Here is a 12,784-nt window from a genome sequence, read left to right as displayed (position 1 = left end):
TTCAGTCTTAAGCTTTAATAACAGGGCTTTGAGTCTTTAAAAAGTTATTTAATAACTCGTGACCGTATTCTGACAAAATGGATTCTGGATGAAACTGAACGCCTTCAATTGCAAATTTCTTATGGCGTACACCCATGATTTCACCATCATCAGTCCAGGCTGTAATTTCTAAATCAACTGGCAAGCTTTCTTTTTCGATAGCAAGAGAGTGGTAACGAGTGACCGTGAATTCTTTTGGTAAATCTCTGAAGACGCCTTGCTGAGTGGTATGAACTGTATCTGTTTTGCCATGCATGACACGTTTGGCGCGAATGACTCTCCCGCCAAAAGCTTCACCAATGGCTTGATGACCTAGGCAAACACCTAACAGAGGCACTTTGCCGGCAAAGTGTTGCAAGGCGGCAACCGAGATGCCAGCCTCTTTAGGGCTACACGGTCCTGGAGAAATACAAATGTGATCAGGCTTCAACGCCTCAATCTCAGGGATGGTGATTTCATCATTCCTAAAAACTTTTACCTCTGCACCTAATTCACCAAAATACTGAACCAAGTTATAAGTAAAGGAGTCATAGTTATCAATCATTACTAGCATCGAGACCTCCTTGAACCATTTCAGCAGCGCGTAGTACAGCGCGTGCTTTGGCTTCCGTTTCTTTCCATTCAGATTCTGGATCTGAGTCAGCGACCACACCCGCACCTGCTTGAGAATGAACATGGCCATCCTTGATGATGCCTGTTCGAATCACAATCGCCACATCCATGTCGCCTGAGAAAGATAGGTAGCCGGCAGCACCACCATAAATGCCACGTTTCACAATCTCCATCTCATCAATGATTTCCATAGCGCGAATTTTTGGAGCGCCAGATAAGGTGCCTGCTGGGAAAGTGGCTTTTAAAACATCCATATTGGTAGCGCTATCTAAGAGTTCACCTTCAACCGAGCTCACAATGTGTTGAACGTGAGAATACTTTTCGATCACCATGCGATCAGTCACTTTAACGCTACCATTTTTAGCAATTCTGCCGACATCGTTGCGCGCTAAATCAATCAACATCACATGTTCGGCAATTTCTTTGGGGTCTGCCAATAGTTCCTTGGCTAACTGCTCATCGTGTTCTGGATTGGTGCCTCTTGGGCGTGTTCCAGCAATCGGGCGAACAGTGACATAACGCTTTTGCTCGCCAGCTACATTTTTTGTTTCTTGGCGAACTAAGATTTCTGGGGATGAGCCAACTACTTGATGATCACCAAAGTCATAAAGGTACATATAGGGCGAAGGATTTAAGGATCGCAAAGCTCTATAAAGAGACAGGGGTGAATCGGTGTAGGGTTGGCTGATTCTTTGACCAATCACTACTTGCATGCAATCGCCTGCCAAGACATATTCTTTTGTCCGTTTAACAGCATCGATGAAATCAGCTTTAGCAAATTTACGGATCGCTTCTGTTTTCTGAGTGGGAGCCGTGCTCGGATTCTTAACCGCTGCAGTCAAACCTTGGCGTAAATCGTGAAGTCGGCTTTGTGCTTGCTCGTAAGAATCGGCCACTTGTGGATTGGCATAAACAATTAGATATAACTTACCAGCTAGGTTATCAATGACTGCCAACTCTTCCGTCAGCATCAACTGAATATCTGGCAAATTCATTTCGTCTGGTAATTTTTGCTCAGCCAAGCGAGGCTCAATATAACGAATGGTGTCATAACCAAAATAACCAGCTAGACCACCGCAAAAACGAGGTAAACCTGGCTGTAACGCTACTTTGAAGCGCTTGTGATAATCCGCAATGAAGTCTAAAGGGTTGCCATGATCAGTTTCAACAACCTGACCATCTGTTATCACTTGGGTCAACGTGTTTTTAGGACCACCACTCACTTTAATTAAGGTTTTGGCTTGCAAGCCAATAATCGAATAACGTCCAAAGCGTTCACCGCCCACGACAGACTCTAATAGGAAGGTATTTTTTGAACCGTGCTCTTGGGTGAGTTTTAGATAAAGAGATAAAGGCGTCTCTAAATCTGCTAAAGCTTCGGAAACTAAAGCAATACGGTTATAGCCTTGTTTTGCCAAGGCGTTGAAGTCTTTACGTTGCATCAAACTTTTCCTAATTCTCCACGCATCGTATCAATGATGGTTTTGTAATCAGGTTTGCCAAAGATGGCAGATCCAGCCACAAAAGTATCAGCGCCAGCAGCAGCGATTTCGCGAATATTGTCGGCTTTTACACCTCCATCAACCTCTAAACGAATTTTTCGTCCAGATTTAGCTTCATAAGCATTCAACTTGGCTTTGGTTTCACGCAATTTATCCAAAGTTCCTGGAATAAAAGATTGTCCGCCAAAGCCGGGGTTGACCGACATGAGAAGAACCAAGTCTAACTTATCCAAAACATGGTCTAGGTAGTGCAGTGGTGTGGCTGGGTTAAAGACCAAGCCTGCTTGGCAGCCGTTATCTTTGATCAAGCCTAAAGTTCTATCAATGTGAGAACTGGCTTCTGGGTGGAAGCTAATTAAATTAGCACCTGCTTTGGCAAAGTCCGGCACGATGCGATCGACTGGTTCAACCATTAAGTGCACATCAATGCAGGCTGGCTGACCGTCCTTGACTGCGTAAGAACGAATAGCCTCACAAACCAAAGGGCCTATCGTTAAATTGGGTACGTAATGGTTGTCCATTACATCAAAGTGGATCCAATCAGCCCCCGCAGCCAGTACTGATCTGACTTCTTCACCTAGGCGAGCAAAGTCAGCCGAGAGAATGGAGGGGGCAATTAAGTAGGTTTGTGGGGTATTTGTATTAGCCATAAGTCATTTTAGCTCGGTCTGGCTTGCAGTAGCGTCTTCTATAGCGGAGAATCTTGCTATGGAACAACACCAATTCAATGTTCAGGTCAAAGTCAGCTACCTCCCTGACGAGTCAGATGCCGAAAATAGGCAGTTTGCCTTCGCTTACACCATTACGATTAGAAATATAGGGCAACTTCCAGCTCAGCTGATTGCCCGTCATTGGATCATTACAGATGGTGATAACGAGGTTCAAGAGGTTCGCGGCTTAGGAGTGGTAGGGCAACAGCCACTTTTACGCCCTGGAGAGCAGTTTGAGTACACCAGTTGGGCAACTTTACCGACCCCTATGGGAACCATGAGAGGTGAATTCTTCTGTTGCAGTGAAGATGCTCAGTTTTTTCAAACCCCTATTCCAGAGTTTGCGCTTGTCATGCCAAGAACACTGCATTAATCAGCCCGATTTGTTGGATGTGGCCGATCGATTGTGAATGCTATATACTTATGCTATATACAAGCTAGGTAAAGGTGCTTCATGTCAATAACAACTGCAACCGTTTTTATTAATAACCGTACTCAGGCCATTAGATTGCCAGCGGAAGTTAGATTACCCGAAGAAGTGAAAAAAGTTGTTGTGCGAATTCGTGGTCGCGATAGGATTATTACGCCTCTTGATAACACCTGGGATAGTTTCTTTTTAAGTGGTCCGGTTGTCAGTGATGATTTTATGAATGAGCGTGGCGAGCAGAGAAGCGCTGAAAGAGAACGTTTGTGATGCTGAGATACTTACTTGATACCAATATAGTTATTTACGTGCTTAAAAGAAGACCCATAAAAGTATTAGAAGTCTTCAATAAAAATGCCAGCCGAATGGCGATATCTAGCATTACCCTATCCGAGTTGATGTACGGGGCAGAAAAAAGTCAGCAGGTTGATAAAAATTTAGAGGCTGTAGAGGAATTCGTTAGTCATCTTGAAGTTTTATCTTATGACGCTAAAGCCTCACAGCATTACGGCCAAATCAAGGCTAAATTAGAGAAAAAAGGGCAAATTATTGGTGAGAACGATATACATATTGCTGCACACGCCATTAGCCAAGGGCTCACTTTAGTCACCAATAATTTAAAAGAATTTAAAAGAGTGCCACACCTTGCATTAGAGAATTGGGTTTAATTCTAGATTTAAGGATCTTAACGATCTTGACGGTCTTTTCTGCCCATCATGGTCCAAACAACAATAATGATGAAAATTACTAAGGCAACACCTGCTTCTAAAATAAATAAAAGCATTGGAAATTCATCAAATAAATCACTCAATTTAGTTTCTCCTTGAAAGTGAAAATGTCACTTTTCTGATAAGTGGCATCATAAGCCTAATAGATTAAATAGCCCATCCAACTATGAATAACCTTCCCCTGAAAAAGACTTTAAAAAAAAGCACATGGTTCTTTGTTCTTTCATTCTTTTTGTCAGCGTGCTCAACAACTCCTGAGTATTCGCCTCGGTCCACGAAAGAGGTGTCAAAGGAAAGTAGCTATTCCAATCGCATTGCTGAGTTTATGCCAGTATCTTGGGGGGACTTGCCAGGTTGGCAAGAGGATGATTTGACTGCAGCATGGCCCGCCTGGAAAAGAAGTTGCCAGGGTTTATTGAAGCGAAATCCAAGTGACCTGAATTGGAAGCCTGCTTGTGGTGCTATGGGCAAAGTGGATGCCACTAGCAGTGATTCAATTCGACGTTACTTTCAAAGTTATATGAAGGTGATGGAAATTCGGCATCAATCCGGATCTTCTACTGGAGGAGTTCATGGTTTAGTAACTGGTTATTACGAACCCTACCTGAATGGCTCAAGAAAAAAAGGGGGGGTCTACCAGACACCCATTCATCAATATCCAGAAGCCTGGCGTAAGAAAAAGCCAAGCTCACTGCCTCCAAGGGCTGAATTATTATCTAGCGGGCAATTGAATGGTCAAGAAATTGTCTGGGTCGATGATGCGGTTGCCGCTGCATTTATGCATGTGCAAGGTTCAGGACGTATTCGGATGAATGATGGAAAAGTGATTCGAGTTGGTTTTGCAGGAACGAATGATCAACCATTTAAATCGTTTGCTCAGTGGTTATTGGATCGAAAAGAAATTACTCGTGCAACAGCAACCATGCAGGGTATTCAGGCTTGGGCCGAAAAAAATCCTAAACGTGTGCAAGAAATGCTTAATGCTAATCCACGTTATGTATTTTTTAGAGAGTTACCCGCCAGTCATGATGCAAGTATTGGGCCTATTGGTGCTCTAGGTGTGCCTTTAACTGCGGAGCGTAGCATTGCTGTTGATACCAAGGCATTACCTTTAGGGGCGCCAGTTTTTCTTGATACTACTTATCCATTGAGTAAAAAACCTATTCAACGTTTGATGATGGCGCAAGATACCGGTAGCGCTATTATTGGAGCTGTGCGCGCTGACTTTTACTGGGGTACCGGTGATCAGGCTGGCTCGTATGCTGGAAGAATGAAGCAACAAGGCCGGATGTGGGTTTTGCTGCCCAAATAATCGCCTAAATGGAATTTAACTATTGTTAAATCGAGCTGGGCGCTTTTCTAAGAAAGCACTAACTCCTTCGTGAAAGTCATTGGTTTTCCCTAACCGATCTTGGGCTTCACATTCAACAGCTAACTGCTCAACTAGTGTTCGGTTGAAACTTGATTGCATCGCTTTTTTAATTTCTGTCAAAGCTAATCCTGGCATTTTCGCTAGCTGGTTGGCTAACTGAGCAGTTTCAGAAATCAAGATTTCTTCATCAAATGATTTCCAGATGAGCCCCATTTGATCCGCTTGTTCGCCCGTTATTTTCTCACCCGTCAAGGCTAGCCCCATGGCCTTTTGAAGACCAATTCTTTTGGGAAGGAACCAGGTTCCTCCAGCATCAGGCATGAGACCGATTTTAATGAATGCTTGTATAAAAGATGCACTTTTGCTGGCAATCGTCAAATCAGCAGCAAGAGCTAAGTTACAGCCTGCGCCAGCAGCAACGCCATGAACAGAAGCAATGACGATTTGCTTCATGGTGGTGAGGCGATAAATCAGAGGGTTATAGTTAATTTCAAGTGTTTCCCCTAAATGATTGAGTTTTAAGTCAGGGTCACTTAAGTCTTGGCCAGCGCAAAAACCTTTCCCAGCCCCTTTGATGATGAGGATTTGAATACGAGGGTCTTGGTCTATGCAATCTAATGCTAAACGAAATTCCTCGTGCATTTTTGCAGTAAGGCTGTTGAGCTTATCAGGGCGATTCAAGGTAATTTGAGCAACCCGATCGGTGGTCTCATAAATGATCTCTGTTAGTTCTGCTTGATTCATTTTTTCTTATATGTGAATTGATTACCTAAATACTAGCATCTTGTTTAAGATATAGGACATATGCTCTTATGGGGCCCTATTAAATTGCAGTTAGTTCCATTAATTAATTGAAAAGAGAAAAAATGAGTTATGAAACTATTGTCACTTCCATTGAAGGTCGTGTTGCTGTTATTACGCTAAATCGTCCTAAAGCATTAAATGCTTTAAATGATCAATTAATGGATGAGTTGGGCGCTGCATTGTTGGCGTTTGATGGCGATGAGTCCATTTCTTGTATGGTGATTACTGGTAGCGAAAAGGCATTTGCCGCAGGTGCTGACATTGGCATGATGGCGCAATACTCATTTACTGATGTTTATAAAGGCGATTACATCACTCGGAATTGGGAAACGATTAGACGTATTCGTAAACCAGTGATTGCTGCAGTTGCTGGTTATGCCTTGGGTGGTGGTTGTGAGTTGGCGATGATGTGCGATTTCATTATTGCTGCTGATAATGCAAAATTTGGTCAGCCTGAAATTAAGCTAGGTATTCCACCGGGTTCAGGTGGTACGCAACGTTTACCAAGAGCCGTTTCAAAAGCTAAGGCGATGGACATGTGCTTAACAGCCAGGATGATGGATGCAATCGAAGCAGAGCGTGCCGGCCTCGTTTCTAGAGTGGTACCGGCTGAGCAGTTGATGAGTGAAACTATGTCCGCAGCTAAGACCATTTCTGAAATGTCATTACCTATTTTGATGATGGTTAAAGAAAGTGTGAATACGGCTTATGAAGCCTCATTAAGTGAAGGTATCCACTTAGAGCGACGTTTATTCCACGCAGCATTTGCAACAGAAGATCAAAAAGAGGGCATGACAGCATTTATTGAAAAGCGGCCAGCGAAATTTAAAAATCAATAATGCTTCCAAGTTGCCCAAGAAGAAATTAAGTATGTTGCTCAGTCAAAAAGGCTTTGTTAAGACCCTATCCATCATCTTTATTCTGAGTTTGAGTGCTTGTGCGACTTTAGAGCTTGGTGATGTGCAGGCGCCGCCTGCAGAAAAGGTTGTTAAATTTTCTGATCTTAACCAAGGTGGTCGGCTTCCTAAGGCTTGGCAGGTATGGCGCATTACACCGCAAAAAAACAAGACTGTTTATTCGCTGGAGCAGTATGAGGGTAAGACAGTTTTACAAGCTAATGCGGATGCTGCTGCATCGGGTTTGGTTTTACCTTTAAAGCCAAGGGATGCAGAAGGTTTATTTTTAAATTGGCAATGGAAGGCTTTGGACTATATCCCCAATGCCAATAATGATGAGTCATCTCGGGATGATGCACCGCTGAGAGTTTTAGTAGCCTTTGATGGTGATAAGGGCAAATTACCCGTACGAGACCAAATGGTTTTTGAGATGGCCAAAATTGTCAGCGGCCACGACATGCCCTACGCAACTTTGATGTATGTCTGGGCAGCCAAAAGCCCCCTGGAAACGATCATCACTAGCCCTCGAACATCCCGTATCAAAATGATTGTTGTGAACACTGGGGGAAAGCAGCTCGGCCAATGGCAGAATCATCACCGAGATTTAGTGAAAGATTATGAGGCCGCTTTTTCGGAAGCTCCAGGGAAAATCATTGGATTGGGATTGTTAACGGATACAGATAACACGCGTACTCAGGTAAGAGCTATTTACGGTGATATAGAGCTTGTTAAGTAGGCTTTATTTTGCAGATAAGTATTGTTGAGTGAGATTGACCCAATAACTACTACCTAATGGTAAAAGGGCATCATTAAAATCGTAGCAAGGGTTATGCAGCTGGCAAGGTCCTAAGCCATGACCCTGAGAACGGTGATCGCCATCACCATTGCCAATAAAAACATAGCAGCCAGGTTTTTCTTGCAACATGAATGCAAAGTCTTCTGCACCCATGGTGGGGTCAATGCGTGGGTTCACATGCGCTTCGCCAACCAAATTTTTCATAACTTCAATCGCAAATTCAGTTTCTTTTGGATGGTTAATTGTGGGTGGGTAGTTCCTTAAGAACTCAACATCAGCCTCGCAATCAAAACCTTGCGCAACGGTGGTAGCAATATGACGTAAGCGAGTCTCGATCAAATCCAATACTTCATGCGTGAATGTTCTAACGGTGCCGCCTAGCCATGCGCTATCAGGAATGATGTTGCTGGCGTCACCAGCGTGAAATTGAGTAATGGAAAGAACTGCCGCATCAATTGGACGCTTGTTTCGAGTGATGATGCTTTGTAGTGAGCTTGCAATTTGAGTGGCAGAAAAAACTGGATCTGCACTGTTGTGAGGCAATGCTGCATGACCGCCTTTACCTTTGACTGTGATAACAAACTCATTGCTTGAGGCCATCATCGGTCCAGGGGTAACGCCAAATTCGCCAACACTCATGCCTGGCCAGTTGTGCATACCAAATACGGCATCACAAGGAAATAATTGAAACAAGCCATCTTTGATCATTTCTCGTGCGCCACCACCACCTTCTTCTGCTGGTTGAAAGATGAAATGAACAGTGCCTTTGAAATCACGATGCTTAGATAGGTATTCTGCGGCTCCTAACAACATGGCAACGTGACCATCATGTCCGCAGGCGTGCATTTTTCCATCATGTTTTGAAGCATGTTCAAATTGGTTGTGTTCTTGAAGAGGTAAGGCGTCCATGTCTGCACGCAAACCAAGTGATTTTCCTGCTCCTTGTGTTCCTGTAATCGTGCCAACTACACCTGTTTTTCCTAACCCACGATGAATCTGAATGCCCCATGATTCAAGTTGCTGAGCAACCTTGTCAGCAGTACGGTTTTCTTGGAAGCAAAGCTCCGGATGTGCGTGTATATCTCGGCGAATAGCCTTAATAAGATCAACTGATTCAAGAACTTCTGGTAATAGTTTCATAGATTTAATTTTTTATCTCTGCCCTAATCATATCGTTTCTTAAGTTGATACGCTTAGGGCTTGGTAATCATGCTACTTTAGTGCAGTATTCCACAATAATAAGCAGATTCCGTTAAAAATAAAAACATCGAATAAAGAAAACAGCATGAGTCACGATAAGCCTTGGTTGGATAGTTATCCTACTGGTGTTCCTCACCAGATAGAGCCTCATGAGTGCCAATCCTTGGTGCAGATGATGGAAACTGCTTTTTCGAAGTACTCGCAGCGTGATGCATTTAATTGCATGGGTAAGTCCATGACTTTTGACCAATTGAATGAGGCATCGAAAGATTTTGCTGGTTATTTACAGTCTTTGGGTTTAACAAAAGGGGCTCGCGTTGCATTAATGATGCCCAACCTGTTGCAATACCCTGTTGCGCTCTTAGGTACTTTAAGGGCGGGGTGTGTTGTTGTGAACGTCAACCCTCTTTATACCTCGAGAGAACTTGAGTACCAATTGAATGACTCGGGGGCTGAAGTACTTATTATTTTGGAGAATTTTGCACACGTTTATGAGAAGGTAAAAAGTCAGATTGCGATCAAGCATGTGGTCGTAACGAGCATGGGTGAACTCATGGGTGTTAAAGGATGGATGGTTAATTGGGTTGTTAGAAATCTAAAAAAATTAGTGCCAGTTTGGCAGTTGCCCGAAAGCATTAGTTTTAAAGAGGCTCTTGTTAGGGGGCATCAAACTTCTTATCAATCACCCAAAGTCTATTCAAACGATATCGCCTTCTTGCAATACACGGGAGGAACAACGGGTTTATCCAAAGGTGCCATTCTTCAGCACCGACATATCATGGCAAATGTTTGTCAAATTGAGGCGTGGTTGGAGCCTGGTTTAAGAGGTAAGTCCATTGATCAGATGGTTTTTATCTGTGCCTTGCCTCTTTATCATGTCTTTGCTTTAACAGCTTGCTGTATGTTTGGTATTCGCAGTGGGGGTCTCAATATTTTGGTCACCAACCCAAAAGATATTTCTGGGTTTGTGAAGTTATTAAAAGGTCTCAAAAAGTTTCATATTTTTCCGGCTGTGAATACATTATTCAATGCTTTAATGAATCACCCTTCATTTACCAAAATTAATTTTTCAAATTTACTTGTAGCAATTGGTGGTGGTATGGCAGTTCAAAAAGCCACAGCAGATCGATGGTTGTCTTTAACTGGAAAACCAATTGCCGAGGGTTATGGCCTTTCAGAAACCTCTCCTGTGGCTTGCTGTAACACGCCATTGATTACTGAATTTTCGGGGCACATTGGCCTACCTTTGCCAGGCACCGATGTCAGTATTCGAGCAGACGATGGGGCTAATTTGTCCTATGGAGAATTAGGTGAAATTTGTATTCGTGGACCACAGTTAATGGCGGGTTACTGGAATCGCCCTCATGAAACCACGCAGTCAATGACTGATGATGGCTTTTTTAAAACCGGTGACATTGGTTTTATGTCTAAGGATGGTTATGTGAAGATTATTGATCGCAAAAAAGATATGGTGCTCGTCTCCGGGTTTAATGTTTATCCGAGTGAGGTAGAAGAGGTTATTGCCATGTTGTCAGGGGTTTTGGAATGCGGTGTAGTTGGTGTTCCTGACCCAGTCACTGGCGAAGCAGTTAAGGCTTACATTGTTAAAAAAGATCCTCAATTAAGCGAAGAGGAAGTTCTAAATCACTGCAAAGCCCAATTAACAAATTACAAAAGACCCAAGTACGTTGAGTTTAGAGAACAGTTGCCTAAAACAAATGTCGGAAAAATATTACGACGTGAATTAAGAGTTGGCTGAATCAGCTTCAGGTAGTCGAAGGTGGCTGGCTGCTATTTGGAGTGCTGATAGGGTGTAAGGTGTTGAGGCTAGTTCTGGATCGATCTGAGGAATGATGCCCAGTAATGGGGCCTTGATGAGTTGACGCAAGGATTGAATATTTTCATCGATGAGGTTCATGGGTCCAACTGTATTGGCAACCCAGCCAGCGATTGTTAAACCTCTGCTTAAAATCGCTTCGACAGTTAGCAGGGCATGATTAATGCAACCCAAGCGCATGCCAATAACCAAGATGACAGGTAAACCAAGATCCTGTGCAAAATCAGCGCTATCTTTATTTTGATGGAAGGGTACTTTAAATCCTCCTACACCTTCTACAACAATCGCATCAGTTTGTTTTTGAAGATTTTGGTAGCCTTGCAACATGGTTGTGTAATCAAGTTCAAGCTGCTCTTTTTCTGCTACAAGATGCGGTGCAGATGCAGTTTTTAAAACGTAAGGGCAGATGTTTTCTATTTCTTTAGCTGCTGGATGGTTGGATGCTAAGGCCAAGGTCAGCAGATCTTCATTTTGCAACTGACCATCGATCAGTCTGATGCCTGCTACAACCGGCTTGTACCCGATGACAGAAGTGTGATGTTTTTGTAACTTAAGTAACAGGGCTGCGGAGACGAGTGTTTTACCCACTTCTGTATCAGTTCCTGTGACAAAAAATCCTATGGGGGGTTTCTTAGAAGTCATTTTCAATCGCGTGCAAGGCTTCAATGAGCTGGTTAATTTGTGATTCTGTATGCGTAGCTGACAGTGTCACTCGCAGTCTTGCTGTGCCCTCGGCTACTGTAGGGGGACGAATCGCTGGGACCCAGATGTTTTGATGATCCAAAAGCTGAGCAACTTTAAGAGCATCTGCATTGCTGCCAATCACAATGGGTTGAATAGCTGTAGAGGAAGGCATTAACTGCCACTTTTTTAGCTGGAGATTCTTTTGCCAGTATTGAATATTGTTGTAAAGCTGTTGGCGATGATGGGGTTGAGCCATTAACTCCAAGCTTTTTAATAGGCCGTGCGCTACCAGGGGTGGACTTGCTGTTGTGTAAATGTAAGTCCGACCTTTTTGCATGATCCATTCGACGAGATTTTCCTCAGCGGCGATAAACGCACCACTGAGTCCTGCGGCTTTACCCAAAGTGCCCATGTAGATAATTCTGGCTGAGTTTGGGTTATTCGAACGAATGTTAAACATATCCAATGCGCCCAGGCCTTGCTGCCCAAGTAATCCAAAACCATGAGCATCATCAATCAAAATCAAAGCATTAAATTTTTCAGCTAATTCCAGTAATTGATCGATGGGGGCAATATCACCATCCATGCTAAATACAGCATCAGTCACAATCAACTTAAAAGGATTGGGATCTTCGCTCAAAAGTTTTTCGAGCTGTTTTAAATCGTGGTGTGGATAGACTTTAACTTGAGCATTATTTTGCTTGCTAGCAAGGCGTACACCATCAATCAAAGAGGCATGGTTGAGCTCTTCTGAAAAAATGGTCATGCGTAGCGTAGCGTTTTGATTTCCAAGTGAGCACAAGCCAGTGATAGCTGCTAAGTTGGCCATGTATCCCGTGCTAAAGAAGAGAGCTTTTACTTGTGGGATAAAAGAGGCTTGAGTGTCAGCTAATTTTTTTTCAAGTTGCTCGTGGGCTTGATTGTGACCGCTAATCATGTGTGATGCACCACTTCCTGCGCCATACAGTTGAGCACCTTCTATCAGGGCACCGGTTAGCTCGGCGTGATTGGCAAGACCTAAATAATCATTGCTGCAAAATGTGAGCATTGACCGACCATTGATGACCATTTCTGGGGCGCTGGCGCTCTCACTAATTTTTAATTTTCTTCGAAGAGATTGCTGATCCAGGTGTTGAAGAAGATCGCGGTAGTGCTGAATATAAGAATGGCTCATCTCTGA

At 43.3% G+C, this 12,784-nt stretch carries 15 protein-coding genes; 7 read left to right on the top strand and 8 right to left on the bottom strand.

The features are described 5' to 3' along the window. Nucleotides 1-7: 7 nt before the first annotated feature. Genes ICN28_RS04795 through rpe form a run of 3 tightly spaced genes read right to left on the bottom strand, consistent with a single transcriptional unit; the run spans nt 8 to nt 2,803 of the window. Nucleotides 8-592: an aminodeoxychorismate/anthranilate synthase component II gene (locus ICN28_RS04795; protein WP_216286602.1), complete on the bottom strand. Its 585-nt coding sequence runs from the start codon at nt 590-592 to the stop codon at nt 8-10. Next, on the bottom strand, nt 576-2,093 hold the full coding sequence (gene trpE / locus ICN28_RS04790) for an anthranilate synthase component I (RefSeq protein ID WP_216286601.1): 1,518 nt from the start codon (nt 2,091-2,093) through the stop codon (nt 576-578). The genes ICN28_RS04795 and trpE overlap by 17 nt, the downstream gene beginning before the upstream one ends. After that, the gene (rpe, locus tag ICN28_RS04785; RefSeq protein ID WP_216286600.1) at nt 2,093-2,803 is read right to left on the bottom strand and encodes a ribulose-phosphate 3-epimerase; all 711 of its coding nucleotides are present in this window, start codon (nt 2,801-2,803) and stop codon (nt 2,093-2,095) included. Before rpe ends, trpE begins: the two co-directional genes overlap by 1 nt. Before the next feature lie 58 nt (nt 2,804-2,861). Here rpe and apaG point away from each other — a divergent pair, with 58 nt between their 5' ends. The 3 genes from apaG to ICN28_RS04770 all read left to right on the top strand — a co-directional run bounded on the left by apaG (nt 2,862) and on the right by ICN28_RS04770 (nt 3,955). Then, nucleotides 2,862-3,236 carry a Co2+/Mg2+ efflux protein ApaG gene (apaG, locus tag ICN28_RS04780; protein WP_216286598.1) on the top strand — a complete coding sequence of 125 codons (375 nt, stop codon included), beginning with the start codon at nt 2,862-2,864 and terminating at the stop codon, nt 3,234-3,236. A gap of 81 nt (nt 3,237-3,317) precedes the next feature. Further along, nucleotides 3,318-3,557 (top strand): type II toxin-antitoxin system VapB family antitoxin, encoded by a 240-nt coding sequence (gene vapB, locus ICN28_RS04775; protein ID WP_216862367.1) that lies wholly within the window; start codon nt 3,318-3,320, stop codon nt 3,555-3,557. Beyond that, nucleotides 3,557-3,955, top strand: a complete 399-nt coding sequence (locus ICN28_RS04770; RefSeq protein WP_216286597.1) for a type II toxin-antitoxin system VapC family toxin — start codon at nt 3,557-3,559, stop codon at nt 3,953-3,955. The genes vapB and ICN28_RS04770 overlap by 1 nt, the downstream gene beginning before the upstream one ends. A 17-nt stretch (nt 3,956-3,972) precedes the next feature. Here the strand turns inward: ICN28_RS04770 and ICN28_RS09570 are convergent, their stop codons facing one another. Then, on the bottom strand, nt 3,973-4,098 hold the full coding sequence (locus ICN28_RS09570) for a hypothetical protein (protein ID WP_255536121.1): 126 nt from the start codon (nt 4,096-4,098) through the stop codon (nt 3,973-3,975). Nucleotides 4,099-4,340: 242 nt separating this feature from the next. Here ICN28_RS09570 and ICN28_RS04765 point away from each other — a divergent pair, with 242 nt between their 5' ends. Then, nucleotides 4,341-5,327 (top strand): murein transglycosylase A, encoded by a 987-nt coding sequence (locus tag ICN28_RS04765; protein ID WP_255536120.1) that lies wholly within the window; start codon nt 4,341-4,343, stop codon nt 5,325-5,327. Nucleotides 5,328-5,342: 15 nt separating this feature from the next. Here ICN28_RS04765 and ICN28_RS04760 read toward each other — a convergent pair whose 3' ends face one another. Then, nucleotides 5,343-6,131 (bottom strand): enoyl-CoA hydratase-related protein, encoded by a 789-nt coding sequence (locus tag ICN28_RS04760; protein ID WP_216286595.1) that lies wholly within the window; start codon nt 6,129-6,131, stop codon nt 5,343-5,345. A gap of 122 nt (nt 6,132-6,253) precedes the next feature. Between ICN28_RS04760 and ICN28_RS04755 the strand changes: the two genes are divergently transcribed. After that, complete coding sequence (locus ICN28_RS04755; protein ID WP_216286594.1) at nt 6,254-7,030, top strand: enoyl-CoA hydratase; 777 nt, start codon at nt 6,254-6,256, stop codon at nt 7,028-7,030. A gap of 31 nt (nt 7,031-7,061) precedes the next feature. Further along, nucleotides 7,062-7,823, top strand: coding sequence for a DUF3047 domain-containing protein (locus ICN28_RS04750; protein WP_216286592.1), 762 nt, complete (start codon nt 7,062-7,064; stop codon nt 7,821-7,823). 3 nt (nt 7,824-7,826) lie between these two features. Here ICN28_RS04750 and ICN28_RS04745 read toward each other — a convergent pair whose 3' ends face one another. After that, nucleotides 7,827-9,023, bottom strand: coding sequence for a M20 aminoacylase family protein (locus tag ICN28_RS04745; protein WP_216286591.1), 1,197 nt, complete (start codon nt 9,021-9,023; stop codon nt 7,827-7,829). A 145-nt stretch (nt 9,024-9,168) separates the two neighbouring features. Here ICN28_RS04745 and ICN28_RS04740 point away from each other — a divergent pair, with 145 nt between their 5' ends. Then, nucleotides 9,169-10,842: a long-chain-fatty-acid--CoA ligase gene (locus tag ICN28_RS04740; protein WP_216286589.1), complete on the top strand. Its 1,674-nt coding sequence runs from the start codon at nt 9,169-9,171 to the stop codon at nt 10,840-10,842. Here ICN28_RS04740 and bioD read toward each other — a convergent pair. Both bioD and ICN28_RS04730 read right to left on the bottom strand, forming a co-directional pair. After that, on the bottom strand, nt 10,828-11,562 hold the full coding sequence (bioD, locus tag ICN28_RS04735) for a dethiobiotin synthase (RefSeq protein WP_216286588.1): 735 nt from the start codon (nt 11,560-11,562) through the stop codon (nt 10,828-10,830). The genes ICN28_RS04740 and bioD overlap by 15 nt on opposite strands. Continuing rightward, a complete protein-coding gene (locus tag ICN28_RS04730; protein ID WP_216286586.1) occupies nt 11,552-12,778 on the bottom strand; it encodes an 8-amino-7-oxononanoate synthase in 1,227 nt (408 codons plus the stop codon). Before ICN28_RS04730 ends, bioD begins: the two co-directional genes overlap by 11 nt. Nucleotides 12,779-12,784 lie beyond the last annotated feature (6 nt).

Origin of the sequence: Polynucleobacter sp. 30F-ANTBAC, assembly GCF_018882385.1 — a bacterium.
GTDB lineage: Bacteria > Pseudomonadota > Gammaproteobacteria > Burkholderiales > Burkholderiaceae > Polynucleobacter.
This window is presented reverse-complemented; position numbering and strand designations above follow the sequence as displayed.